This is a genomic window from Pseudomonas sp. BN515 (assembly GCF_029873155.1).
Classification (GTDB): Bacteria; Pseudomonadota; Gammaproteobacteria; order Pseudomonadales; family Pseudomonadaceae; genus Metapseudomonas.
The window spans coordinates 80,337-105,080 of record NZ_SSOH01000024.1 but is presented as its reverse complement, the minus strand read 5'-3'; the positions used below and the strand labels follow the sequence as shown (position 1 = coordinate 105,080).

The 24,744-nt window shown below is 64.3% G+C and carries 22 protein-coding genes; all 22 read left to right on the top strand.

The annotated features are described in order from the left end of the window. Window positions 1-194 precede the first annotated feature (194 nt). The 22 genes from E8E91_RS06570 to E8E91_RS06465 all read left to right on the top strand — a co-directional run bounded on the left by E8E91_RS06570 (window position 195) and on the right by E8E91_RS06465 (window position 24,728). Entirely contained in the window at window positions 195-977 is a 783-nt protein-coding gene (locus E8E91_RS06570; RefSeq protein WP_280375078.1) for an enoyl-CoA hydratase-related protein, read from the top strand. A gap of 28 nt (window positions 978-1,005) precedes the next feature. Further along, the gene (locus E8E91_RS06565; protein ID WP_280375077.1) at window positions 1,006-2,166 is read left to right on the top strand and encodes an acyl-CoA dehydrogenase family protein; all 1,161 of its coding nucleotides are present in this window, start codon (window positions 1,006-1,008) and stop codon (window positions 2,164-2,166) included. A 76-nt stretch (window positions 2,167-2,242) separates the two neighbouring features. Beyond that, a complete protein-coding gene (locus E8E91_RS06560; protein ID WP_280375076.1) occupies window positions 2,243-4,327 on the top strand; it encodes an acetate--CoA ligase family protein in 2,085 nt (694 codons plus the stop codon). 86 nt (window positions 4,328-4,413) lie between these two features. Next, window positions 4,414-6,021, top strand: coding sequence for a 5-guanidino-2-oxopentanoate decarboxylase (locus E8E91_RS06555; protein WP_280375075.1), 1,608 nt, complete (start codon window positions 4,414-4,416; stop codon window positions 6,019-6,021). Between the two features lie 21 nt (window positions 6,022-6,042). Then, on the top strand, window positions 6,043-7,233 hold the full coding sequence (locus E8E91_RS06550; protein ID WP_280375074.1) for a pyridoxal phosphate-dependent aminotransferase: 1,191 nt from the start codon (window positions 6,043-6,045) through the stop codon (window positions 7,231-7,233). A gap of 89 nt (window positions 7,234-7,322) precedes the next feature. After that, the gene (locus tag E8E91_RS06545) at window positions 7,323-8,027 is read left to right on the top strand and encodes an NAD(P)H-dependent oxidoreductase (protein WP_280375073.1); all 705 of its coding nucleotides are present in this window, start codon (window positions 7,323-7,325) and stop codon (window positions 8,025-8,027) included. A 275-nt stretch (window positions 8,028-8,302) separates the two neighbouring features. Next, on the top strand, window positions 8,303-8,710 hold the full coding sequence (flgB, locus tag E8E91_RS06540) for a flagellar basal body rod protein FlgB (RefSeq protein ID WP_280369464.1): 408 nt from the start codon (window positions 8,303-8,305) through the stop codon (window positions 8,708-8,710). Window positions 8,711-8,724: 14 nt separating this feature from the next. After that, window positions 8,725-9,171, top strand: coding sequence for a flagellar basal body rod protein FlgC (flgC, locus tag E8E91_RS06535; protein WP_280375072.1), 447 nt, complete (start codon window positions 8,725-8,727; stop codon window positions 9,169-9,171). Window positions 9,172-9,190: 19 nt separating this feature from the next. Beyond that, on the top strand, window positions 9,191-9,871 hold the full coding sequence (gene flgD, locus E8E91_RS06530) for a flagellar hook assembly protein FlgD (RefSeq protein ID WP_280375071.1): 681 nt from the start codon (window positions 9,191-9,193) through the stop codon (window positions 9,869-9,871). 45 nt (window positions 9,872-9,916) lie between these two features. Next, window positions 9,917-11,254: a flagellar hook protein FlgE gene (gene flgE, locus E8E91_RS06525; RefSeq protein ID WP_280375070.1), complete on the top strand. Its 1,338-nt coding sequence runs from the start codon at window positions 9,917-9,919 to the stop codon at window positions 11,252-11,254. Between the two features lie 329 nt (window positions 11,255-11,583). Then, window positions 11,584-12,327: a flagellar basal-body rod protein FlgF gene (gene flgF / locus E8E91_RS06520; RefSeq protein WP_190830186.1), complete on the top strand. Its 744-nt coding sequence runs from the start codon at window positions 11,584-11,586 to the stop codon at window positions 12,325-12,327. Window positions 12,328-12,372: 45 nt separating this feature from the next. Beyond that, window positions 12,373-13,158: a flagellar basal-body rod protein FlgG gene (gene flgG, locus E8E91_RS06515; RefSeq protein ID WP_151132596.1), complete on the top strand. Its 786-nt coding sequence runs from the start codon at window positions 12,373-12,375 to the stop codon at window positions 13,156-13,158. 18 nt (window positions 13,159-13,176) lie between these two features. Beyond that, window positions 13,177-13,890, top strand: coding sequence for a flagellar basal body L-ring protein FlgH (gene flgH / locus E8E91_RS06510; protein ID WP_190830184.1), 714 nt, complete (start codon window positions 13,177-13,179; stop codon window positions 13,888-13,890). Window positions 13,891-13,901: 11 nt separating this feature from the next. Continuing rightward, the gene (locus tag E8E91_RS06505; RefSeq protein ID WP_280369456.1) at window positions 13,902-15,002 is read left to right on the top strand and encodes a flagellar basal body P-ring protein FlgI; all 1,101 of its coding nucleotides are present in this window, start codon (window positions 13,902-13,904) and stop codon (window positions 15,000-15,002) included. Window positions 15,003-15,011: 9 nt separating this feature from the next. Continuing rightward, window positions 15,012-16,169, top strand: coding sequence for a flagellar assembly peptidoglycan hydrolase FlgJ (gene flgJ, locus E8E91_RS06500; RefSeq protein WP_280375069.1), 1,158 nt, complete (start codon window positions 15,012-15,014; stop codon window positions 16,167-16,169). A 10-nt stretch (window positions 16,170-16,179) separates the two neighbouring features. Further along, the gene (flgK, locus tag E8E91_RS06495; protein WP_280375068.1) at window positions 16,180-18,231 is read left to right on the top strand and encodes a flagellar hook-associated protein FlgK; all 2,052 of its coding nucleotides are present in this window, start codon (window positions 16,180-16,182) and stop codon (window positions 18,229-18,231) included. A gap of 11 nt (window positions 18,232-18,242) precedes the next feature. Beyond that, window positions 18,243-19,493: a flagellar hook-associated protein FlgL gene (gene flgL / locus E8E91_RS06490; RefSeq protein WP_280375067.1), complete on the top strand. Its 1,251-nt coding sequence runs from the start codon at window positions 18,243-18,245 to the stop codon at window positions 19,491-19,493. A 216-nt stretch (window positions 19,494-19,709) separates the two neighbouring features. Next, window positions 19,710-22,037, top strand: a complete 2,328-nt coding sequence (locus E8E91_RS06485) for a PEP-utilizing enzyme (protein WP_280375066.1) — start codon at window positions 19,710-19,712, stop codon at window positions 22,035-22,037. Continuing rightward, window positions 22,034-22,630, top strand: coding sequence for a gamma-glutamyl-gamma-aminobutyrate hydrolase family protein (locus E8E91_RS06480; RefSeq protein ID WP_280375065.1), 597 nt, complete (start codon window positions 22,034-22,036; stop codon window positions 22,628-22,630). The genes E8E91_RS06485 and E8E91_RS06480 overlap by 4 nt, the downstream gene beginning before the upstream one ends. Window positions 22,631-22,705: 75 nt before the next feature. Continuing rightward, window positions 22,706-23,455, top strand: coding sequence for a phosphocholine cytidylyltransferase family protein (locus tag E8E91_RS06475; RefSeq protein WP_280375064.1), 750 nt, complete (start codon window positions 22,706-22,708; stop codon window positions 23,453-23,455). Beyond that, the gene (locus E8E91_RS06470; protein WP_280375063.1) at window positions 23,452-23,985 is read left to right on the top strand and encodes an adenylyl-sulfate kinase; all 534 of its coding nucleotides are present in this window, start codon (window positions 23,452-23,454) and stop codon (window positions 23,983-23,985) included. Before E8E91_RS06475 ends, E8E91_RS06470 begins: the two co-directional genes overlap by 4 nt. Next, window positions 23,982-24,728, top strand: coding sequence for a class I SAM-dependent methyltransferase (locus E8E91_RS06465; RefSeq protein WP_280375062.1), 747 nt, complete (start codon window positions 23,982-23,984; stop codon window positions 24,726-24,728). The genes E8E91_RS06470 and E8E91_RS06465 overlap by 4 nt, the downstream gene beginning before the upstream one ends. Window positions 24,729-24,744: the final 16 nt, after the last annotated feature.

The following is a 24,744-nucleotide window of genomic DNA, read 5'->3' as shown; positions in this document are numbered from 1 at the left end:
CTGACTTGTTCGAAGATGTAACAGTCCGCCTTATTCGTTCCTGGCTTATGAATAAAAAACCAATAAAAACAAATAGATAGGTTTGTGTTGCTGCGTTACATACCCCAAATGGGCAGGATTGCCGCCTTCCTGAACACTCGTTTAGGATCTTTCCACGTTCTTCCTCACAGCAATACAACAAGACGAGGGTTCCCATGACCACCTTGCTCAGCCAGGTCGATGGCGGCGTTGCCCGCATCACCCTGAACCGCCCCCAGCAGCGCAATGCGCTGGACATTCCCACCCTGAAAGGCCTGCTCGAACTGCTCGATGCCCACGAGGCGGATCCTGCTGTGCGCGTGGTCATCCTGAGCGGTGAGGGGCGCAGCTTCTGTGCAGGCGCAGACCTTGCCGAGTGGGCCGAAGCCGAAGCCCGGGGCGAACTGGAAACCTATGGCTGGACCGAAGCCGCCCACGCCCTGATGACCCAGCTGCATGGCTTGGCCAAGCCCACCATCGCCGCCGTCAACGGCACGGCGGTCGGCGCGGGCATGGACCTGGCGCTGTGCTGCGATTTCCGAATCGCTGCCGCCTCCGCGCGCTTCAAGGCCGGCTACACCGGCATGGCCTACTCACCGGATGCTGGCGCCAGCTGGCACTTGCCGCGCCTGATCGGCGCCGAGCAGGCCAAGCGCCTGTTGTTCCTCGACGAGCTCTGGGGCGCCGAGCGGGCACTTTCCGTAGGCCTAGTGGGCGAGGTGTGCGCCGACGAGCAACTGCAGGCCGTTACCGGTGAACTGGCTGCGCGCCTGGCCGCCGGCCCGACCTTCGCGTTCGCCCAGACCAAGGCCCTGATCCAGGGCGGCGCCAGCCGCAGCCTGGCCGAGCAACTGGCTGCGGAGCAGGTCGCCGGGCTGCTGTGCGGCCGCAGCGCGGATGCCGCCGAAGCCCTGCGCGCCGTTGCCGAAAAGCGTGCCCCCCAATTCACCGGTCGCTGATGCGCCGAACCCGCCAGAGGACAGAGCAATGAACTTCCAACTGACCCAGGAACAGGAAATGCTGGTCGACGCGGTGCGCGCATTCGTCGACAAGGAACTGCTGCCCCATGAAGAAGCCGTGGACCGCGCCGACGCCGTGTCCCCGGAGCTTGCCGCGCAGATTCGCGGCAAGGCGCTGGCGGCGGGTTTCTATGCCTTCAACATGCCGGAGGAAGTAGGCGGCGGCGGGCTCGACTACCTGTCCCAGGCACTGGTGGAGCGCGAGCTGTCCAGGGTGTCCTGGGCGCTTCACGTATTCGTCGCGCGTCCCTCGAAAATCCTCATGGCCTGCAAGGGTGAGCAGATCGAGCAGTACCTGCTGCCCTGCGTTCAGGGCGAGAAGATCGACTGCTTCGCCCTGACCGAACCGGGCGCCGGTTCCGACGCCAACTCCATCAAGACCCGCGCGGTGCGCGATGGCGACGACTTCGTGCTGAACGGCGCAAAGCATTTCATCAGCCATGCCGGCCATGCTGATTTCGCCATCGTCTTCGCCGTCACCGACACCTACGAGCACAACGGCAAGAAGCGCAATGCCGTCACCGCCTTCCTGGTGGACAAGGGCACCGCCGGCATGACCGTGCGCCGTGGCCCCCGCTGTGTCAGCAACAAGGGCTACCACACCTACGAAATCTTCTTCGATGACTGCCGCGTGCCAGCCTCCAAGGTCCTCGGCGAAGTGGACAAGGGCTGGGAGGTGGCCAACGCCTGGCTCACCGCCGGCCGTGTGATGGTCGCGGCCAACTGCGTCGGCCAGGCGCAGCGTGCACTCGACCTGTCGCTGCAATGGGCCGCCGACCGCAAGCAGTTCGGCCAGCCTATCGGCACCTACCAGGGCATCTCTTTCAAGCTCGCTGATATGGCCACGCAGATTCGCGCGGCCGAGCTGATGACCCTGCACACCGCCTGGAAGATGGACCAGGGCACCATGACCGATGGCGAAGCCGGCATGGCCAAGCTCTTCGCCAGCGAAGTGCTGGGCAAGGTGGCCGACGAGACGGTGCAGATTTTCGGCGGCATGGGGTTGATGGACGAAGGCCCGGTAGAGCGCATCTGGCGCAACGCCCGGATCGAGCGGATCTGGGAAGGCACTTCGGAAATCCAGCGCCACATCATTTCCCGCGAACTGCTGCGCCCGCTGCTGCGCTGACGCTACAGCTCCCCTCTCCCTCAGGGAGAGGGGCAGGGGTGAGGGAAATCCGGCAAAACCTATTCCGAGATCCGACATGAATCGAGACAACCTCAAGCGCCTGCTGGCGCCCCGGCACCTGGCCTTCATCGGTGGTCGCAGCATGGCCCGCGCCCTCAAGCGCTGCGCCGAAGGTGGCTTCGCCGGCCAGATGTGGCTGGTCAATCCCCAGCACGCCGAACTGGAAGGCGTGCCCTGTGTGGCTAGCGTCGCCGACCTGCCGTGCGGGCCGGACGCGGTGTTCATCGCCACCAACCGTGAACAGACGCTGGACAGCGTCGCCGCCCTGGCCGCCAAGGGGGCCGGCGGGGCCATCTGCTACGCCTCCGGCTTCGCCGAAACCGGTGCCGAGGGCCAGGCCCTGCAGGCGCAGTTGCTGGCAGCGGCCAGTGACATGGCGCTGCTCGGACCCAACTGCTACGGCCTGCTGGACTACCTCCACGGCGCCGCCCTCTGGCCGGTGGCCCACGGTGGCCAACTGGTGGAGAAGGGCGTGGCCGTGCTCACCCAGAGCGGCAACTTCGCCTACAACCTGTCCATGAGCGACCGTTCTCTGCCGGTGGCCTACATGGCCTCTGTAGGCAATCAGGCCCAACTGGGCGTGGCAGAGCTGATGGATGTGCTGCTGGATGAGCCCCGCGTCACCGCCATCGGCCTGCATCTCGAAGGTCTGAAGAACGTACCGGGCTTCGCCCGGGCGGCGCACAAGGCCCTGGAGAAAGGCATCCCGATCATCGCCCTGAAGACCGGCGTGTCTCAGATAGGCGCAGAACTCGCCCTCAGCCACACCAGCTCCCTGGCCGGCTCCGATGCGCTGTACGACAGCCTCTTCGACCGCCTCGGGGTGATTCGTGTCAGCGGCCCGGTGAGTTTCATGGAAACCCTCAAGGCAGCGGCCTGCGGTAAGTTGCCAAGCGGCCCAGGCCTGATCGCCCTGGCCTGCTCCGGCGGCGATGCCGGGCTGATCGCCGACTACGCCGAAGCCAACGGCCTGCAGCTGCCGAAGCTGGACGACGGCCAACGCCACGAGCTGGCGCAGGTCCTGCCGGGTTACGCCAATATCGCCAACCCGCTGGACTTCACCACCGCCATCTGGGGCGATGGGGAAGCCCTCGCACGCATGCTCGACAGTGCGATGAGCAGTCCTGCTGACGCCGCGCTGCTGGTGCTCGATTACCCGGGCGAGGAGACCGGAGAGCGGCCCCAGTGCGACCTGCTGCTGGAGCTGTACTGCGAAGCCCTGGAGCGTCATGGCAAGACCGGTTTCATTGCCTCGGCCTTCCCGGAACTGCTGCCGGAATCCGCCCGCGAGTACCTGCATGCCCGTGGCGTCGCTGCCTTGCAAGGCGTGGAGGACGGCCTGGCCGCCTGGGGCCGGATCGCCGCCTATAAGCAACGCCGTGAAGCACTGCTGGCCCGGGGCGAGTCGGCCCTGGTGCCCCTGAGCCCGTCGCCTCTGGCCGGCGGTGAGTTGCTGGATGAATGGCAATCCAAACAGGCCCTGCGCACCTTTGGCCTGCCGGTTCCGCAGGCGCTGCTCAGTACGCCAGAGCGTGCCGTGGAGGATGCCGGCCAGCTTTGTTACCCGCTGGTGCTGAAAGCCGTCAGCGCAGACCTGCCGCACAAGACCGAAGCCGGCGCCGTGGCTCTCAATCTGCGTGATGCCGAAGCGCTGCAACGGGCCCTGGGCGAAATGCGGCAACGCATTGCCGCCTACGCACCGGACGTGGCCTTCGACCAGGTGCTGCTGGAGCGCATGGCCACACCGCCACTTGCGGAGCTGATCGTGGGCGTCAAGCGCGAGGAAGGATTCGGCCTGGCCCTGGTGATAGGCGCCGGCGGCATTCTCGTCGAGTTGCTGAAGGACAGCCGCAGTCTGCTGCTGCCTACCAACGATGCCGCGATCCGCGATGCCTTGCTGAGCTTGCGCAGTGCGCCGCTGCTCACCGGCTTCCGTGGTCGCCCTGCAGCAGATCTGGACGCGCTGGTGGCCGCCATTCGCTCGGTGGCCGACTACGCCTGCGAGAACGCCGGACGCTTGCTGGAGCTGGACGTGAATCCGCTGCTGGTCGGCGCCGACGGTGCCGTGGCGGTGGATGCGCTGATTCGCATCGCGGAATGACATCTCCCCTGTAGGAGCCAGCTTGCTGGCGATTCGCGAGCAAGCTCGCTCCTACAGGTCTTGGCATCGATTCGAGGAGACACCTCATGCAACAGAACACTCTCACTGGCGGCCAGGCCCTGGTCCGCCTCCTGGCCAACTACGGCGTGGACACCGTGTTCGGCATTCCCGGCGTGCACACCCTGGAGCTGTATCGCGGCCTGCCCGGCAGTGGCATCCGCCATGTGTTGACCCGCCACGAGCAGGGCGCCGGTTTCATGGCCGACGGCTACGCGCGCGTCAGCGGCAAGCCCGGCGTGGCCTTCATCATCACCGGCCCGGGCGTAACCAACGCGGCTACACCCATTGGGCAGGCCTATGCCGATTCGATTCCGATGCTGGTGATTTCCAGCGTCAACCACACCGCCAGCCTCGGCAAGGGATGGGGTTGTCTGCACGAGACCCAGGACCAGCGCGCCATCACCGCGCCCATCACGGCCTTCTCGGCTGTAGCCCTGACCCCGGAAGACCTGCCCGAGCTGGTGGCGCGGGCCTTCGCCGTATTCGATGGTGAGCGCCCGCGCCCTGTGCATATCTCGGTACCGCTGGATGTACTCGCCGCGCCGGTGGCCCGTGACTGGACCGCTGAGGTGGTACGCCGTCCTGGCCGAGGCGTGGCCGATGGCGAATCCCTGGACGCTGCTGCCAAGCGGCTGGCGGCAGCCAAGCGGCCGATGATCATCGCCGGTGGTGGCGCGCTGGAAGCTGCCGGCGCCGTGCAGGCACTCAGCGAACGTCTGGCCGCTCCGGTATTCACCAGCGTGGCCGGCAAGGGACTGTTGCCGCCGGAGGCCCCGCTCAATGCCGGTGCCAGCCTTTGTGTTGCGCCGGGCTGGGAGATGATCGCCGAGGCCGACCTGGTCCTGGCGGTGGGCACCGAGATGGCCGATACCGATTTCTGGCGCGAACGCCTGCCGCTGTCCGGCGAGCTGATCCGAATCGATATCGATCCGCGCAAGTTCAACGACTTCTATCCCTGTGCCGTCGCGCTCAAGGGCGACGCCCGCCAGACCCTGGAGGCACTGCTGCAGCGCCTGCCGGAAACGGGCAGGGCAGGGGAGGCATCTGTTGCCCGTGTCGCCCGGCTGCATGAGGCCATCCGCAACGGGCACGCACCGCTGCAGGGTATCCACCAGGCGATTCTCGACCGCGTTGCCGCTGCCTTGCCGGCAGATGCCTTCATCAGTACCGACATGACCCAGCTGGCCTACACCGGCAACTACGCCTTCGCCAGCCGGGCACCGCGCAGCTGGTTGCACCCCACCGGCTACGGCACCCTCGGCTACGGCCTGCCAGCCGGCATCGGTGCCAAGTTCGGCGCACCGGAACGGCCCGGCCTGGTGCTGGTGGGGGATGGTGGTTTCCTCTACACCGCCCAGGAACTGGCGACCGCCACTGAGGAACTCGACAGCCCGCTGGTGGTGCTGCTGTGGAACAACGACGCCCTGGGCCAGATCCGCGACGACATGTTGGCCCTGGATATCGAGCCGGTGGGCGTGTTGCCGCGCAACCCGGACTTCGCCGGCCTGGCCCGGGCCTTCCATTGCGCCGTGAAGCAGCCCCGCAGCCTCGACGAACTGGAAGACGACCTGCGCGCAGGCTTCGGCCACCCCGGCGTCACCCTGATCGAACTGAAACATGCCTGTGCTCGTTGAGCATCAGGCAAGGAGTTGAACATGCGCTTTTCCGACCTCACCCAACGTATCGCCGGCGACGGCGCGGCGGCCTGGAACATTCACTACCGTGCGCTGGAGCGCCAGGCCAACGGTGACGACATTCTCCTGCTGTCGGTAGGCGACCCCGATTTCGACACGCCGCAGCCCATCATCCAGGCGGCCATCGACAGCCTGCTCAACGGCAATACCCACTACTCCGACGTGCGCGGCAAGCTCCCCCTGCGGCAACGCATTGCCGCCTGGCACAACCGGCGCAGCGGACAGAGCGTGGGTTCCGACCAGGTGGTGGTGCTGGCCGGCGCCCAGTGTGCGCTGTTCTGCGTGGTGCAGTGCCTGCTCAACCCGGGGGACGAGGTTATCGTCGCCGAGCCCATGTACGTCACCTACGAGGCGGTGTTCGGTGCCTGCGGAGCCAAGGTGGTGCCGGTGCCGGTGCGTTCGGAGAACGGCTTCCGCATCCAGCCCGAGGACGTGGCTGCCGCTATCACTCCGCGCACTCGCGCGCTGGCCCTGAACAGCCCGCACAACCCCTCCGGCGCCAGCCTGCCGCGTTCCACCTGGAACGCCCTGGCCGAACTTTGCATCGCCCATGACCTGTGGATGATCTCCGACGAGGTCTACAGCGAGCTGCTGTTCGAGGGTGAGCACATCAGCCCGGCCAGCCTGCCGGGCATGGCCGAGCGCACCGCGACCATCAACAGCCTGTCCAAGTCCCATGCCATGACCGGCTGGCGCGTGGGCTGGGTGGTCGGTTCGGAGGAACTGACCGGGCACCTGGAAAACCTCGCCCTGTGCATGCTCTACGGCTCGCCGGACTTCGTTCAGGACGCCGCCTGCGTTGCCCTCGAGGCGCGACTTCCGGAGCTGGAAGCCATGCGCGAGGCCTATCGCCAGCGGCGTGACCTGGTGTGCGCCACCCTCGAAGGCTGTCCCGGCTTGCGTGCGCTGAGACCGGACGGCGGCATGTTCGTGATGGTGGATATCCGCCCGACCGGCCTGTCCGCCCAGGACTTCGCTGATCGGTTGCTGGACAACCATGGCGTGTCGGTACTGGCAGGTGAAGCGTTTGGCCCCAGCGCGGCCGGGCATATCCGCCTGGGCCTGGTGCTGGGCAGTGAGCCGCTGCAAGAGGCCTGTCGCCGCATTGCCCGCTGTGCAGCCGAACTGATTGATCAACTAGAAATCGCATGAATGAAGGTTTGCGTTGCGCGGCGTATCCCTGATTGTTGGGCTTCGCTGCGCTCTGCAACAACCTACGGACCGTGCCATAAGGAACACCCATGAAGATTCTGATCGTCCATGCCCACCCCGAGCCGCAGTCGTTCTGCAGCGCCTTGCGCGATCTCGCAGTGGAAACCCTGCAAGGGCAGGGGCATGAAGTCCGCCAGTCCGACCTCCACGCACTGGAGTGGAACCCGGTCGCCAGCGCTGCCGATTTCAGCGAGCGGCAGAACCCCGATTACCTGGTCTACGCCCTGGAACAGCGCGAAGGCGTGAAGGCCGGCAAGATTGCGCCGGATATCCAGCGCGAGCTGGATAAGCTGCTCTGGGCCGACCTGCTGATTCTCAACTTCCCGCTCTACTGGTTCTCGGTGCCGGCAATCCTCAAGGGCTGGATCGATCGGGTGCTGGTGTCTGGCATCTGCTACGGCGGCAAGCGCTTCTACGACCAGGGCGGCCTGGCCGGCAAGAAGGCTTTGGTCACCCTGACCCTGGGCGGCCGCGAGCACATGTTCGGCGAGGGCGCCATTCATGGTCCGCTGGAAGACATGCTGCGTCCGCTGCTGCGCGGCACCCTGGCCTACGTCGGCCTGGACGTGTTGCCGCCTTTCGTGGCCTGGCACGTGCCCTATATCAGCAATGACGCGCGCCAGGATTTCCTGCGTGACTACCAGGCGCGACTGCAGGGGCTGGAGCAGGATGTGCCGCTCGCGTTTCCCCGGCTGGACCAGTTCGACGACAGGTTGTATCCGCTGGCTCGATGAGTGCAGCAAGGCCGCCCAAGGGCGGCCTTCTTCTTTTCCCGGTGGGAGCGAATTCATTCGCGAATGAATTCGCTCCCACCACTCGTACCCCCGGCAAAGCGGCAACCAGCGGCAAACAGCCCTTGCCGCTTTGCCGCCCGACCAGCGTCTATTGCCGCTTTTTGCCGCTCCACATTGCGCTAACGTGCTGAAAATAAAAGAAAAATGTTTTTGGCACGGCCTTTGCTGAATGTCAGGCAAGCAAAACCACATTGCCACTGGCAAAGGTTCCGGACATGAGCATCAGTTTCGAAAAGGCCCTCGGCATCCATCAGCAAGCCCTCAGCTTCCGCGCTCAGCGTGGCGAGGTGCTGGCCAACAACATCGCCAACGCCGATACCCCGAACTACAAGGCTCGCGACCTGGACTTCGCCAGCGTGCTGGCCCAGCAGTCGGAGAAGGCCGCGCACGGCAGCTTCCAGGCCGCCCGGACCAACGAGCACCACATTGCCGCCGAAGGTTTCGAGATCGCTGATGCCTCGCTGAAGTACCGCGTTCCGTTCCAGGCCGCCATCGACCAGAACACCGTCGACGCCCAGCTGGAACAGTCGAACTACACCGAGAACGCCATGCAGTTCCAGGCCAGCTTCACCTTCCTCAATAGCAAGTTCAAAGGGCTGATGAACGCCCTGCGCGGCGAATAACGGAGAGCCAAGCCATGTCCCTGTCCAGCATCTTCAACATCGCCGGCACCGGCATGAGTGCCCAGAACACTCGGCTGAACACCATCTCCAGCAACATCGCCAACGCCGAAACGGTGTCCTCCAGCCTCGACCAGACCTACCGCGCCCGCCATCCGGTGTTCGCCACCGTGATGCAGGACAGCCTGGGCAATGGCGACCGTGGTTCGCTGTTCGGCGACCAGGACCAGTCCGGCGCCGGCGTACAGGTGCTTGGCGTGATCGAGGACCAGAGCACCCTGACCCCGCGCTACGAGCCGAACCACCCGGCGGCCAACGCGGACGGCTACGTCTACTACCCGAACGTGAACGTGGTTGAAGAGATGGCCGACATGATTTCCGCCAGCCGGTCCTTCCAGACCAACGTGGAAATGATGAACACCGCCAAACAGATGATGCAGAAAGTGCTGACCCTGGGTCAGTGATAGCGCGCGAGGGAACAGCATGAGTGTCAGTAACGTAGCGTCCACCGATGGCCAGTCGTTCCTCGACCAGTACGCCATCAAGAACGAAACCAAGAGCAAGGACCTCGGCAAGAACGAGTTCCTCGAGCTGCTGGTCGCCCAGTTGAACAACCAGGACCCGCTGGCGCCCCAGGAGAACGGCGAGTTCATCGCCCAGCTGGCGCAGTTCAGCCAGGTGGAAGGCATCGAGAAGCTGAACAGCAGCATGGGTTCGCTGCTGTCCGGCTACCAGTCTTCCCAGGCACTGCAGGCCTCGTCCCTGGTGGGGCGCAAGGTCATCGTGCCCAGCGAGAAGGCCGTGGTGGATACCGCGGAAACCTTCAAGGCCAGCGCCAACCTGCCCATTTCCAGCAGCAACGTCTGGGTCAACGTCTACGACAATGCCGGCACCCTGGTGAACCGCATCAACCTCGGCGAACAACCGGCCGGCAGCGTCAGCTTCATGTGGGACGGCAAGGACTCCAGCGGCAAGGTCATGCCGCCTGGCACCTACAAGTTCGAAGCCCAGGCCCAGTACAGCGGCGAAACCAAAGCCCTCTACACCATGCTTCCGGCCAACGTCGACAGCGTCACCCTCGGCCAGAACGGCGGCGAGCTGATGCTCAACCTCGCCGGCATCGGCAGCGTCGGCCTGTCCAAGGTCCAGGTCATCGGTCAGTAACTTCCCGGTCAAGAGCGCCGGGAAGCACCGGCAAAGGAGAAAGTAATGGCGTTCAACATCGGTCTCAGCGGTCTGCGCGCAGCGACCAGCGACCTCAACGTCACCGGCAACAACATTGCCAACGCCGGCACCGCGGGCTTCAAGCAGTCCCGTGCCGAGTTCGCCGACGTCTATGCCGCCTCGGTGCTCGGCACCGGCAAGAACGCCCAGGGTAGCGGCGTGGCCCTGGGCGACGTGTCCCAGCTGTTCAACCAGGGCAACATCAACTACACCCAGAACGCCCTGGACCTGGCCATCAACGGCAACGGCTTCTTCCAGACCAGCAACAACGGCGAGATCAGCTACACCCGCGCCGGTTACTTCGGTACTGACCGCAACGGCTACATCGTCAACAACTTCGGCTATCGCCTGCAGGGCTACGGCATCGATGGCAATGGCAACGTTCAGAACGGCGTAGTCAGCGACCTGCAGATCCAGACTTCCAACCAGGCGCCCAAGGCCACCACCGAGGTCGCGCAGAAGTTCAACCTGAACTCCACCACCAAGGCGCCGACCAATACGCCGTTCGATCCGAGCGACCCGACCACCTACACCTCGTCCACCTCGGTCAACATCTATGACTCCCAGGGCAACGCCCACGTCATGACCCAGTACTTCATCAACAACTCGGACCCGGCCGCCACTCCGCCGGTGACCAACAACTGGACCATGGCGGTGCTGGTGGATGGACGCAATCCGTCCAACCCGGCCAGTACCGACCCGCACACCACCAACCTGCTGTTCAACGCCGACGGCAGCCTGGACACCGCAGGCATGACCGCAGGCGGCGAGCTGAACTACGACCCCGCCACTGGCCTGATGAACCTCGACGACTGGGTGCCCGCAGTTTCCGACGGCGGCACCCCGGCCAACTGGTCGTCCAACGGCGCCACCGCCAACGCCGGCGGCATCAGCGTCGACATCCGTGGCTCCACCCAGTACTCCAGTTCGTTCGCCGTCAACAGCATCAGCCAGGACGGCTACACCACCGGCCAACTGGCAGGCCTGGAAATCGACGACACCGGTGTGATCTTCGCCCGCTATACCAACGGCCAGTCCAAGGTGCAGGGCCAGGTGATCCTCGCCAACTTCGCCAACGTCCAGGGCCTGACCCCGGTAGGCAAGACCGGCTGGGTGCAATCGTTCGAGTCCGGCGAGCCGGTAGTCGGCACCCCGCGTTCCGGCACCCTGGGTGCCCTGCAGGCCGGTGCGCTGGAAGACTCCAACGTCGAACTATCGGACCAACTGGTGAACCTGATCGTCGCCCAGCGCAACTACCAGGCGAACGCCAAGACTATCCAGACGGAAGACGCCGTCACCCAAACCATCATCAACCTCCGCTGATAAATAGACTGCCTGTGGGAGCGATTTCAATCGCGAAGCAGGTCGAAGACCTGCCCGTCTGAGGCCTGGGCCGGCTGCGTCGGCCGATCGCGAATGAATTCGCTCCTACGAGAAGCAAGCCGGGAAAGCGTTTCCCAAGCGGCAAATCCCCTTGCCGCTGGCGGCATCCCCTCGCCGCCAGCGCTTTGACAAGGCCCTGCAAAGGGCCTTTTTCTTTTCTGAAAAATCCTTTTATTTCAATAGGTTGTTTGTGAATTTAGAGGTTGGCACGCGGCTTGCTGGATAGCTTGCACAGCGCCAAGGGCGGCAACGCCCACTCGGAGAGATTCATGGACAAGATGCTTTATGTCGCAATGAGCGGAGCCAGCCAGAACAGCCTGGCCCAGCGTGCTCATGCCAACAACCTGGCGAACATTTCGACCTCCGGTTTCCGCCGCGACTTCGAACAGGCGCGCTCCATGCCGGTGTTCGGTGACAGCTTTCCGTCGCGGGTCTATGCCATGACCGAGCGGCCCGGCACTGACTTCACTCCCGGTGCCCTGCAGGAAACCGGTCGCGACCTGGACGTGGCCATCGAGGGGGAGGGCTGGATTGCCGTTCAGGCCGCCGACGGCGGCGAAGCCTATGTGCGCACCGCCAGCCTGCAGATCGATGCCCTTGGCCAGCTCCGCACCGGCAATGGTTTGCCGGTCATGGGCAATGCCGGTCCCATCGCCATTCCGCCGGAGCAGAAAGTCGAGATTGGCCAGGACGGCACCATCAGCATTCGTGCCTTGGGCGAGGCCCCCAACGTGGTGGCCGAGGTGGACCGCATCAAGCTGGTCAACCCCGATCCCAAGCAACTGGAGAAGGGCACCGACGGCCTTATCCGGATCAAGGACCCACAGCAGGCGGTGCAGGCCGACGCCAACGTCCGCGTGACCTCCGGCTTCATCGAAGCCAGCAACGTCAACGCCGTGGAAGAGATGACCGCGATCCTCTCGCTGTCCCGCCAGTTCGAGCTTTCCGTGAAGATGATGCGCACCGCCGAGGACAATTCTTCGGCAATGGCGCGGGTCTTGCAGTTCAGCTAATCACCAGTACGCGGCGCCATGTTTCCGGCGCCCGAGGAGAAATAGATGCTTCCGGCACTCTGGGTCAGCAAGACCGGCCTGTCCGCCCAGGACATGAACCTGACCACCATTTCCAACAACCTGGCGAACGTCTCGACCACGGGCTTCAAGCGCGACCGCGCCGAGTTCGAAGACCTGCTGTACCAGATCCGCCGCCAGCCCGGTGGCCAGACCAGCCAGGACAGCGAACTGCCCACCGGCCTGCAACTGGGTACCGGTGTGCGCATCGCCGGCACCCAGAAGATTTTCACCCAGGGCAGCCTGCAGACCACCGAACAGCCGCTGGACATGGCCATCAACGGCCGTGGCTTCTTCCAGGTGCTGCTGCCCGATGGCACCGTCTCCTACACCCGCGACGGTAGCTTCCACCTCAACTCCGACGGCCAGATCGTCACCTCCCAGGGCTTTGCCCTGGAGCCGGCCATCGTCCTGCCCGCCGAAGTGCAGACCTTCACCGTGGGTGAGGACGGCACCGTCTCCGTGACCACCACCGGCAACCCCGCCGCCCAGGTGATCGGCAACATCCAGACCGCCGACTTCGTCAACTACGGCGGCCTGCAGGCCATCGGCAACAACCTGTTCCTGGAGACCGCTTCCAGCGGTGCGCCGCAAGTCGGTACGCCGGGCCTCACCGGCCTTGGCACCGTGCAGCAGAACACCCTGGAAAACTCCAACGTCAGCGTGGTCGAGGAGCTGGTGAACATGATCACCACCCAGCGCGCCTACGAGATGAACTCCAAGGTCATCTCCACCGCCGACCAGATGCTCTCCTTCGTCACGCAGAACCTGTAACGCCCTGAGGTAGTCGCCATGAACCGGCTGATCATTCTTCTCCCGCTGCTCGGTATCACCCTTGTCCAGGGCTGTGTGCAGCCGGCTCCGCGGCCGAACGATCCGTACTACGCGCCGGTCCTGCCGCGCACTCCGCTGCCGGTGGCGCAGAACAATGGCGCCATCTACCAGGCCGGTTTCGAGACCAACCTCTACGACGACCGCAAGGCCTATCGCGTGGGTGACATCATCACCATCACCCTCAACGAGCGCACCCAGGCCAGCAAGAACGCCAACTCGCAGATCCAGAAGGACAGCAACGCCAACATCGGCCTGACCTCGCTGTTTGGCGGCGGTGTGTCGGTGAACAACCCGAACGGCGGCCTGAACCCGCTGGATGCCGCGCGCCTGTCCCTGGATGCCGAGTACAACGCCACCCGCGACACCAAGGGCGATTCCAAGGCGGGGCAGAGCAACAGCCTGTCCGGCTCCATCACCGTCACCGTGTCCGAAGTGCTGCCCAACGGCATCCTTGCGGTCCGTGGCGAGAAGTGGCTGACCCTGAACACCGGCGACGAACTGGTGCGCATCGCCGGCATGGTCCGCGCCGACGACATCGGTACCGACAACACCGTGCCGTCCACCCGTGTGGCCGATGCGCGCATCACCTATTCCGGCACCGGCGCCTTCGCCGATGCCAGCCAGCCCGGCTGGTTCGACCGGTTCTTCATGAGCCCGCTGTTCCCGTTCTGATGAGGCCGACCATGAAGCGACTGATCACCGCACTCTGCCTGCTGCTCGCCGCGGGCGTTGCCCAGGCCGAGCGCCTGAAGGACCTGGCGAGCATCCAGGGCGTGCGGAGCAACCAACTGATCGGCTACGGCCTGGTGGTGGGCCTGAACGGCACGGGTGACCAGACCACCCAGACGCCGTTCACCCTGCAGACCTTCAACAACATGCTGGCGCAGTTCGGCATCAAGGTGCCGGCCAACGTCGGCAACGTGCAGCTGAAGAACGTCGCGGCGGTGTCCATCCACGCCGACCTGCCGCCGTTTGCCAAGCCGGGCCAGACCATCGACGTCACCATTTCCTCCATCGGCAACGCCAAGAGCCTGCGTGGCGGCAGCCTGCTGATGAGCCCGCTGAAAGGTATCGACGGCAACGTCTACGCCATCGCTCAGGGCAACCTGGTGGTGGGCGGTTTCGACGCTGAGGGCAGCGACGGTTCGAAGATCACCGTCAACGTCCCGTCCTCCGGGCGCATTCCTTCCGGCGCCACCGTGGAGCGCCCGGTGCCGAGTGGTTTCGAACAGGGCAATTTCCTCACCCTGAACCTCAACCGCCCGGACTTCACCACCGCGAAGAACATCGTCGACAAGCTCAACGAACTGCTCGGCCCGGGCGTCGCCCAGGCGGTGGACGGCGGCTCGGTCCGGGTCAGCGCACCGCTGGATCCAGGCCAGCGCGTGGATTACCTCTCGGTGATCGAGAACCTGGAAGTCGAGGCCGGTCAGGCCGTGGCCAAGGTCATCATCAACTCGCGCACCGGCACCATCGTCATCGGCCAGAACGTGAAGGTGCAGCCGGCCGCCGTGACCCACGGTAGCCTGACCGTCACCATCACCGAGGACCCGATCGTCAGCCAGCCGGAAGCCTTCTCCGGTGGCCAGACCGCCGTGGTGCCGCGCTCGAAGGTCAATGCCGAGGAAGAAGCCAAGCCGATGTTCAAGTTCGGCCCCGGCACGACGCTTGATGAGATTGTCCGCGCGGTCAACCAGGTGGGCGCTGCGCCATCCGACCTGATGGCCATTCTCGAAGCGCTGAAGCAGGCCGGCGCCCTGCAAGCCGACCTGATCGTGATTTAAGGGAAAGCGATGAACGCGAAATTCTCCGCAGGTCTCGCCAGCGGTTCCAAGGTGGACAGCGGCGCCTACACCGACCTGAACCGGCTCAGCCAGTTCAAGACCGGCAAGGATCGCGACAGCGAGGCCAACATCCGCAAGGTGGCCCAGGAATTCGAATCTCTGTTCCTCAACGAGATGATGAAGTCCATGCGTCAGGCGGGCGAAGCCTTCGCCGAAGGCAACTACCTGAACAGCAACGAGACCAAGACCTACCAGGACATGCACGACCAGCAGCTGGCCGTAACCCTGTCCAAGCAGGGCGGCGTCGGCCTGGCCGATGTGCTGACCCGTCAGCTGTCCAAGACCAACAAGTCGACGGGCCCCAATCCCTTCGCCCAGGTGCAATCCGGCGTCCAGGCCAACTGGCCGGTGCAGGGCAGCAAGCAGGTGGCGAAAGCCGAGGCCTCGGGCTTCGCGGAGCGCGACGACTCCAAGCTGCTCAACCAGCGTCGTCTGGCCCTGCCGGGCAAGCTCAGCGACCGCCAGGCCGCCGGCATCGTGCCGTCGCCCGAGCAGGTTGCCGGTACCTCACTGGCCGGCAAGGACTGGACCCCGGCCAAGACCTACGCCGCTCCGGAGCGCGAGTCGGTGGGCGTCGAGGCCACCAAGGGCACCAGCAAGCGTGTGTTCGCGTCCCGCAATGAATTCATCGAGACGCTGCTGCCGATGGCCGAGAAGGCCGCTGAACGCATCGGTGTCGACCCGCGCTACCTGGTGGCCCAGGCCGCGCTGGAAACCGGCTGGGGCAAGTCGATCATCCGCGAAGGCGATGGCACCAGCAGCCACAACCTGTTCGGCATCAAGGCCCACAAGAGCTGGGACGGCGATTCCGCGCGGGTGATGACCACCGAGTACAAGGGCGGCAAGGCGGTGAAGGAGGCGGCATCGTTCCGCTCCTACAACTCCTTCGAGCAGAGCTTCCACGACTTCGTGAGCTTCTTGCAGAACAACGACCGCTACGACAAGGCGCTGAATTCCGCTGACAACTCCGAGCAGTTCGTTCGCGAGCTGCAGAAGGCCGGCTACGCCACCGACCCCCAATACGCCCGCAAGATTTCCCAGATTGCCCGCGGCATGCAGGTTTACCAGGCCGTTGCTGCAGTCGACAGCACGACCACCAGGATATGAGGCTTGAGTCATGGCTGACTTACTGAACATTGGCCTGTCGGGGCTGCGCGTGAGCCAGACACAGCTCACCGTCACCGGCCACAACATCTCCAACGTCAATACACCCGGCTTCACGCGGCAGAGCGCGACGCAGTCCACGACCCTGCCGCAGTTCTCCGGCTCGGGTTACATCGGCAGCGGCGCCACCCTGACGGATATCCGTCGCAGCTACAGCGAGTTCCTGACTGCGCAGCTGCGCAACACCACCTCGCTGAGCAGCGATGTGGATGCGTACAAGAGCCAGATCGACCAGCTCGACTCGCTGTTGTCCGGCACCACTACCGGCATCACGCCGTCGATGAAGAGCTTCTTCGCGGCCATGCAGACCGCCGCCGAAGACCCCGCCAACATGCCGGCGCGCCAGCTGGTGCTGTCGGAGGCAGAGGGGCTGGCGCGCCGCTTCAATACCATCTACGACCGGCTGAGCGCGCAGAACGACTCGCTGAACAAGCAGATGTCGTCGGTGGCGGACCAGGTGAACCGCCTGGCCGGCTCCATCGCCAGCCTCAACGACGCCATCGCCGTCGCGTCCTCCAGCGGCCAGGTCCCCAACGACCTGCTGGACTCTCGCGACGAAGCGATCCGTCAGCTTTCCACCTATGTGGGCGTCAACGTGGTGCCGCAGAGCGATGGCACCCAGAGCATCTTCGTCGGCACCGGCCAACCGCTGGTGGTAGGGAGCACCGCCAACCGCCTGGAGGCGGTGCCGGGCAAGGGCGACCCCAGTCGTTTCGAACTGGAGTTCGTCAGCGGCGATTCCCGTCAGGGCGTCACCTCGCAGCTCAGCGGTGGCGAGCTGGGTGGCCTGATCCGCTATCGCAGCGAGACGCTGGACTCCAGCCTGAACACCCTGGGGCGTCTGGCCATGTCGATCACCGACCAGGTGAATACCCAGCTCGGCCAGGGCCTGGACCTGAAAGGGCAGGTGGGTGCGGCACTCTTCGGCAATTACAACGACCCGGCCCTGTCGGCACTGCGGGTCAAGGCCTTTGCCGGCAACAGCAATGCCCAACCGGCCTTGAACATCACCAATACCAGCCTGCTCAACACCAGCGACTACCAGATGGAGTACGACGCCACGGCGACGCCGCCCTACACGGTGCGTCGCCTGAGCGACAACCAGCAGATGGTGGTCAGCGACAGTACCCCGTCCGGCACCCTGACCATCAAGGACAGCTCGGGTCGCGACCAGGGCTTCCAGATCGCCCTGGGTGTGCCGCCGCCCACCACCGGTGACAAGTTCGTGCTGCAGCCGACACGCACTGGTGCCAAGGACATCAGCGCGGTACTGGACCAGGCCGACCAGTTGGCCTTCGCGGCCCCCCTGCATTCGGAAGCGAACGTGCAGAACAAGGGCACCGGCGCGATTGGCCAGCCCAACATCACCAACTCGCTGACGCCCATGAGCCAGACGCACCTGGCGGCGATCTCGTCCATCACCATGAACTACACGGCGGGCACTCCGGGCAGCCTGAGCTTCTCCGGCCTGCCGCCTGGTGTGACCATCACCCAGCCGCCGTCCGGAACCCTGAGCGTGACGCCGGGACAGACGAATCAGCTGAGCTATACCGTCTCGGTCACCACCGGCACTCCGGCCACCACGCAGGACTACCAGATCACCCAGAGCTTCAGCGGACGGGCGGAAACCGGCGACACCTTCAGCCTCGCCATGAGCAGCAACGGTGTGTCCGATAACCGTAACGCCCTCAAGCTGGTGGACTTGCAGACCAAGGCTGCGATCGGTGTCGATTCCCTGGTGGGTGGCACTGGCTCCACTTTCACCGACAGCTACGGTGACCTGGTGGAGCGGGTAGGCACCCTGACCGCCCAGGCGCGGGTGGACAGCGAAGCCAGCACGGCGATCCTCAAGCAGGCCACGGACAACCGCGACTCGCTCTCGGCAGTGAGCCTGGACGAGGAAGCGGCCAACCTGATCAAGTTCGAGCAGTACTACAACGCCTCGTCGCAAGTGATTCAAGTTGCCCGAAGCCTGTTCGATACCTTGATGAGCACCTTCCGCTAACGGAGCCCGCCATGCGCATTTCCACGATCCAGCAATACAACAATGGCGTGTCGGGCCTGCAGCGGAATTACGCGAACGTCACCCGCACCCAGGAACAGATCAGCACCGGCAACCGCATCCTCACACCGGCGGACGATCCGGTGGCGTCGGTACGCCTTCTGCAACTCGATCAGCAGCAGGGCGTACTGGATCAGTACAACTCCAACCTGACGGCGGCCAAGAACAGCCTGACCCAGGAAGAAGTGACGCTGAACTCGGTCAACACCGTGCTCCAGCGCGTGCGCGAACTGGCGGGGGAGGCCGGCAACGGCGCCCTGAGCACCGAGGACCGCAAGGCCATCTCCGCCGAACTCAAGGAGCGCGAGGACGAACTGCTGAGCCTGATGAATACGCGCAACGCGCGGGGCGAGTACATCTTCTCCGGCTTCCAGGGCAAGACCCAGCCCTTCGTGCGCAATGCGGATGGCAGCTACAGCTACCAGGGTGACGAAGGCCAGCGCAAATTGCAGGTAGCAAGTTCCCTGCAGATCGCCATCAGCGACAACGGCAAGCGTGTCTTCGAGAACGTGATCAATGCCGGACGGCTGGACAGCGCCCTGACCAACAGCCCCGCAGGTTCCACCCTGAGCCCTTCGGCGCCGCTGGTGCAGGACGAGGTTTCCTTCACCGGCAACCCGCCGTTCCCCAATGCCGGCGTACAGGTCGTGTTCGGCAACCCCGACCCCAACAGCTACGAAATCTTCGCGCTGGGTACCACGACGCCGGTGCTCGGCAGTGGCGCCATCGACACGGATAACGCAACCGCCGACCAGGTGGTGTTCCGCGGCGTCAGCATCAAGTTCGACGGCGTGCCCGTAGGCGGCGAGACCATCGAGGTCACACCCCAGCCCACCCTGCAGAAGCAGGGCATCCTCGACACCATCGCCAACCTGCGCATGGCGCTTGAGAACTCCCCCGATACCCCGGCCGGCAACAACCTCGTCCGCGACTCCATCGCCGAAGCCCTGACCAACCTGGACAACGGCATGACCGTGGTCGACTCGGTACGCGGCGACATCGGCGCGCGCCTGAACGTGGTCGAATCGACCCTCACCGACAACGAAGACGTGACCCTGGTGAACCAGTCCATCCAGGCCGACCTGCGGGAACTGGACTACGCCGAGGCGCTGTCGCGGCTGTCGTTCCAGTCGATCATCCTGGAAGCGTCGCAGCAGAGTTACGTGAAGATCGCGGGGCTGAGTCTGTTCAATAAGCTGGGGTAGGTGGTCGCTCGCCTATCCACCTCTTCTTGCGCTAAAGCCCCGTACTCCGGGGCTTTTCTATTTTTGGCCGATGTTGGCTGACATTTTGCTTCGTCCTTACCGATGGGCGTCTCGACGCCAGAAATCTGTTGTGCGCGTACCAGCGCGCCTGGCGAACAAGACCCCTGGACGGCATTTTCCAGCATGGGGCGGATGGTTTTTTGACGGATGCGAAGCATGAAGGCTGAGGCACTCGGATTTTCAAGCAAGGCGGGAACCCTGGAGTCGTTGAATGGGCGGCTGCATTCCGCCACCCTGCTACCCCAGGTGCGCATCCTCGTGGGGGATTGGCGCGCGGACTCGGCGCGTTGCCTGAAGCGAGCCTTGGCCCAAGGCTGGCCGCTGATGGCCACCCGGAGCAGCAGCAGTCAGGAAGATGGCGAGTTTGCGTCCGCCGCCGGCCAGTACGATTCGCAGCTTAATGTCAGCGCGGCAGGTCTCGAGTTCGCCATCAATGCGGTGATCGATTCCATGGGCGGCGCATCCGCGCACCCCTCCGACGAAGTATTCGTCCAACCGATGCTGGTGGACGTCGCACTCTCAGGTGTCGGCTTCGGCCTGGACCCCACCAGTGGCGCGCCCTATTTCGTCCTCAATTACGATGACGCCAGCGGAAGCACCGAAAGCGTGACCTCCGGACGCTCCAACGAGGTCCAAACCTTCTATGCACATCACGCCGCATCCGTAGTTCCAGAACCGCTGGGGAAGGTGATCCAGTTACTGCGGGAGCTGCAGACGCTGTTCCAGACGCCAGCGATCGACATCGAATTCGCGCAGGAGGAGAACGGTGAGCTCTACCTGCTGCAAGTGCGGCCGCTGATCATGCGTGCGGCGCCCGCCGATCCCGAAGCCCATGGGCGCATCGTCCGGTTGATTCATGACCGTATCGCCCAGGGTATTCGTCCGCAGCCCTTCCTCTGCGGCGAGCGCACCGTGTATGGCGTGATGCCGGACTGGAACCCGGCGGAGATCATCGGTGTACGTCCCAGACCGCTGGCGCTATCGCTCTACCGCGAGCTGGTGACCGACATGATCTGGGCCTACCAGCGCAACAACTACGGTTACCGCAACCTGCGCAGTTTCCCGCTGATGCTGCACTTCCACGGTCTGCCGTACATAGATGTGCGGGTCAGCTTCAACTCCTTTGTCCCGCGCGATATCGACGGTCCGCTGGCCGACAAGTTGGTCAACTACTACATCGAACGGTTGCTGGAAGCGCCAAACCTGCATGACAAGGTGGAGTTCGAGATCGTCTTCTCCTGCTACACGCTGGACCTGCCCAAGCGCCTCGCCAAGCTGCGGGATGCCGGTTTCAGTGAAGCCGAATGTGAGCGCCTGGCCGACAGCTTGAGAAACCTGACCAACAGGATCGTTCACAACGAGACGGGTCTCTGGCGGGCCGACCAGGAAAAACTGGACACCTTGCTGGCACGACGCGAGGAGATCCTTGGCGCCGATACCGACCCGGTCACCCGCATCTACTGGTTGTTGGAGGATTGCAGCCGCTACGGCACCCTGCCGTTCGCGGGCCTGGCTCGCGCCGGTTTCATTGCTGTGCAATTGCTGCGCTCCCTGGTGGAAGTAGGGGTGCTGAACAGTGAGGAGTACGACGCTTTCCTCAACGGGCTGAACACTGTCAGTGGGCAGATGACCCAGGACCTGGCTCAGCTGGACAGGACTACCTTCCTTGCCCGCTATGGCCACCTGCGCCCGGGCACCTATGACATCCTCTCGCCTCGCTACGACGAGACACCGGATCTGTATTTTGACTGGACACGTCCGCTGTCCGGTGAGGCCAAGCGAGGCGCGCGATTCGCGCTGTCCCTGGAACAGATGCGCCAGATCAGCAAGCTACTCGCCGAGCACGGCCTGGCCCACGATGTGGTGGGTTTGTTCGATTTCCTCCAGGCCGGCATCGAGCTGCGCGAGTACGCGAAGTTCGTCTTCACCCGCAACCTTTCCGATGCGCTGTCCCTGTTCCGCGAATACGGCCACAGCCTGGGCTTCAGCGCCGAGGACATGTCCTTCGCCAGCATCCAGGTGATCAAGGAGCTGCATGCCGCGAGCGCAGATCCCGTGGATGCCATCGCATCCAGCATCAAGGAAGGACGCCGTCGCTTCGCCGAAACCTGCCAGGTGATACTGCCGCCCCTGATCACACGGCCGGAGGATGCTTTCGCCTTCCACCTGCCACAGAACGAGCCCAACTTCATCACCCATGCCCAGGTGACCGGAGCAGTGGTTTCCCACGAGGGCCGCGATCAATTGGAAGGCGCGATAGTCGCCATTCCCAGCGCCGACCCGGGCTTCGACTGGCTGTTCTCACACCGGATCGCGGGGTTCATCACCGCTTATGGCGGGGTCAACTCCCATATGGCGATTCGTGCCAATGAACTGGGCCTGCCGGCAGTAATCGGTGCCGGCGAGGTGCTCTATCGCAAGTGGGCAGCAGCCGAAGTCCTGAAGGTCGACTGTGCCAACCGGCGCGTCGAGGTGCTGCGTTGAAGACCGTATTGCTGAGCCAGCGGGTCGACATCCTCGCAAGTCGGGGCGAGCGCCGCGATGCCGTGGACCAGCGTCTGGTGGCGTGGCTGGCGGAGTGCGGCTACCTGGCCGTGCCCGTGCCGAACCAGCCGGAACGCGTGGCACTGTACTGGGACCGGTTGCGCCCCCATGGCGTGGTGCTGTCGGGCGGCAATGACTTGGCTTCCCTGGGCGGCGACGCCCCGGAACGCGACCGTACCGAGCAGGAGTTACTGCGCCTGGCCCAGGTATCGGGGCGCCCGCTGTTCGCCCTGTGTCGAGGCATGCAACTGCTGCTGGACAGCTTCGGCGTTCCTCTGGAACGCGTGGAAGGGCACGTGGCCAGCCGCCACGAACTCTTGCTGGACGGCATACCGCACCAGGTAAACAGCTTCCACAGCTGGGCCGCGCGGGAGGTGAACGAACAGTTCGTGGTGCGGGCGCGAAGCGCCGATGGTGTGGTGGAAGCCGTGCGGCACGCGCATTTTCCCCTGCATGGAGTGATGTGGCACCCCGAGCGGGAGGCCGAATTCAATGCCCTGGATCGTCAGCTGCTGGTGAGCAGTCTTGGCTGAACCGAGTGAGAAGAGACATGGACCGACGGACTGCAGGGCATGTCCTAGCGGGCCGGATTCAAGACTGGAGATTTCATGACAGCTGCAATCATCCTGGCTGCCGGACGCGGCAGCCGAATGCGTGAACTGACCGCCGAGCAGCCCAAGTGCTTCGCCCGCCTGCATGGCCGACGCCTGCTCGACTGGCAGCTGGACGCCATCCGGGGCGCGGGTATCGATTCGGTCTCCATCGTGCGCGGCTATCTGCGCGAGGCGTTCGAGGAACCGGTGCACTATTTCGAAAATGCTGCGTGGTCGAGCAGCAACATGGTGCGCACGCTGCTGCAGGCCCGGGAGTGGCTGCAGCAGGAGGATTGCATCGTCAGCTACAGCGATATCGTCTACACCCCGGCCACGGTCTCCGCGCTGATGAACACCGAGGGTGACCTGGCTATCGCATACGATCCGGCCTGGTTGCGGCTCTGGTCGCAACGTTTCGCCGATCCACTGGCCGATGCCGAGAGCTTCCGCCTCAATGGCGATGTGCTGGAAACCATCGGGGAACGTTGCGCGAGTGTGGATGAGATCCAGGGCCAGTACATGGGGTTGCTGAAGTTCACGCCCAGCGGGTGGCGAAAGGTGGCCGAACTCCTCGAGGGCCACAGTGAAGCAGAGATCGACCGCCTGGACATGACGAGCCTGTTGCGCAAGGGCCTGGCTGCCGGTTGGCGAATTCACCTTTGCCCCGTGGTCGGCCCCTGGGGTGAGGTGGATGAGCCGGGAGACCTGGCGCTCTACCACCGTATCATTCCTGCTGCGGACCTCGCCAAGGGTGTACCGCTGTGAGCCGCGTCGTCTGGATCACCGGGCTTTCCGGCGCCGGCAAATCAACGCTCGCGACGGCCGTGACCGAACGCCTGCGTGCCCAGGGCGATGCGGTGGTGATGCTGGATGGCGACCAGTTGCGCGAGGTTTTCGGTGCAGTGGCCAATTCGGCCGGCAACCATGGTCGAGAAGGTCGGCTTGCACTGGCAATGCAGTACGCGCACCTGTGCCAGGTCATCGCTCGCCAGGGACTGACAGTGGTGATCGCCACCATTTCGCTGTTCCGAGAGGTCCATGAGTGGAACCGGACCAACCTGCCGGGTTATTTCGAGGTGTACCTGCGTGTACCCCTGGAGGAGCTCCAGCGGCGGGACCCCAAGGGTATCTACCGACGCTTCGCTGCCGGCGAGATCAGCCACGTGGCGGGCTTGGATTTGGCCATCGATGAGCCGCAGGCCGCCGATTGGGTCGTGGAATTCGAACCGTCCCTCGCTCCCGATGCGATGGCGACTGCATTGTTGAATCAACTGAACAAAGGGCTACATGCATGAAGACTGAATGGGATTACACCTCCTTGGCCGACGCCTATCTCAAGCGCCCGGATTACTCGGATGCAGCCATCGACGCGATGCTCGCCATCGCCGGGCTGGAGTCGGGCAAGGTCTGCGACGTCGGGGCAGGAGTGGCGCACCTCACCCTGATGCTGGCCGCGCGCAAGTTCGACGTCACTGCTGTCGAGCCCAACGATGCGATGCGTGCCAATGGCATCAAGCGCACAGAGCAATTCGCCAACGTGCGCTGGTTCGAGGGTACCGGCGAACAGTCTGGCCAGGAGACCGGCGTCTTCGACATGGTGACCTTCGGCAGCTCGTTCAACGTGTGCGACCGGCAGCAGGCACTCAAGGAGACGGCGCGCATCCTCAAGCCCAATGGCGCGTTCGCCTGCATGTGGAATCATCGCCGTCTGGACGACCCGATCCAGGAAGAGATCGAGAGCATCATCAAGCGTGCTGTGTCCGGCTACGGCTATGGCACGCGCCGGGAAGACCAGACCGCGGTGATCGAGTCATCCGGGCTGTTCGGCCCCGTGGTACATCTGGACGCCGGCGTGCTGCATCAGCAGACTGTCGCGGAATGTGTCGAGGCCTGGCGCTCCCATGCAACGCTTGCGAGGCAGGCGGGCAGCGGCTTCCACGCTGTGGTGCAGTCTATCGAGGACTTCCTGAAAGGCCTCGGCACGGACAGCATCGACATTCCCTATTCGACCAATATCTGGGTTGCCTCGCTGGCCTGATGCAGGCCAAGGCGGC

Bases quoted from the DNA above. Each gene is read 5' to 3' on its own strand.
- E8E91_RS06570 (WP_280375078.1), top strand. From the start codon at position 195: ATGACCACCTTGCTCAGCCAGGTCGATGGCGGCGTTGCCCGCATCACC.
- E8E91_RS06565 (WP_280375077.1), top strand. From the start codon at position 1,006: ATGAACTTCCAACTGACCCAGGAACAGGAAATGCTGGTCGACGCGGTG.
- E8E91_RS06560 (WP_280375076.1), top strand. From the start codon at position 2,243: ATGAATCGAGACAACCTCAAGCGCCTGCTGGCGCCCCGGCACCTGGCC.
- E8E91_RS06555 (WP_280375075.1), top strand. From the start codon at position 4,414: ATGCAACAGAACACTCTCACTGGCGGCCAGGCCCTGGTCCGCCTCCTG.
- E8E91_RS06550 (WP_280375074.1), top strand. From the start codon at position 6,043: ATGCGCTTTTCCGACCTCACCCAACGTATCGCCGGCGACGGCGCGGCG.
- E8E91_RS06545 (WP_280375073.1), top strand. From the start codon at position 7,323: ATGAAGATTCTGATCGTCCATGCCCACCCCGAGCCGCAGTCGTTCTGC.
- flgB (WP_280369464.1), top strand. From the start codon at position 8,303: ATGAGCATCAGTTTCGAAAAGGCCCTCGGCATCCATCAGCAAGCCCTC.
- flgC (WP_280375072.1), top strand. From the start codon at position 8,725: ATGTCCCTGTCCAGCATCTTCAACATCGCCGGCACCGGCATGAGTGCC.
- flgD (WP_280375071.1), top strand. From the start codon at position 9,191: ATGAGTGTCAGTAACGTAGCGTCCACCGATGGCCAGTCGTTCCTCGAC.
- flgE (WP_280375070.1), top strand. From the start codon at position 9,917: ATGGCGTTCAACATCGGTCTCAGCGGTCTGCGCGCAGCGACCAGCGAC.
- flgF (WP_190830186.1), top strand. From the start codon at position 11,584: ATGGACAAGATGCTTTATGTCGCAATGAGCGGAGCCAGCCAGAACAGC.
- flgG (WP_151132596.1), top strand. From the start codon at position 12,373: ATGCTTCCGGCACTCTGGGTCAGCAAGACCGGCCTGTCCGCCCAGGAC.
- flgH (WP_190830184.1), top strand. From the start codon at position 13,177: ATGAACCGGCTGATCATTCTTCTCCCGCTGCTCGGTATCACCCTTGTC.
- E8E91_RS06505 (WP_280369456.1), top strand. From the start codon at position 13,902: ATGAAGCGACTGATCACCGCACTCTGCCTGCTGCTCGCCGCGGGCGTT.
- flgJ (WP_280375069.1), top strand. From the start codon at position 15,012: ATGAACGCGAAATTCTCCGCAGGTCTCGCCAGCGGTTCCAAGGTGGAC.
- flgK (WP_280375068.1), top strand. From the start codon at position 16,180: ATGGCTGACTTACTGAACATTGGCCTGTCGGGGCTGCGCGTGAGCCAG.
- flgL (WP_280375067.1), top strand. From the start codon at position 18,243: ATGCGCATTTCCACGATCCAGCAATACAACAATGGCGTGTCGGGCCTG.
- E8E91_RS06485 (WP_280375066.1), top strand. From the start codon at position 19,710: ATGAAGGCTGAGGCACTCGGATTTTCAAGCAAGGCGGGAACCCTGGAG.
- E8E91_RS06475 (WP_280375064.1), top strand. From the start codon at position 22,706: ATGACAGCTGCAATCATCCTGGCTGCCGGACGCGGCAGCCGAATGCGT.
- E8E91_RS06465 (WP_280375062.1), top strand. From the start codon at position 23,982: ATGAAGACTGAATGGGATTACACCTCCTTGGCCGACGCCTATCTCAAG.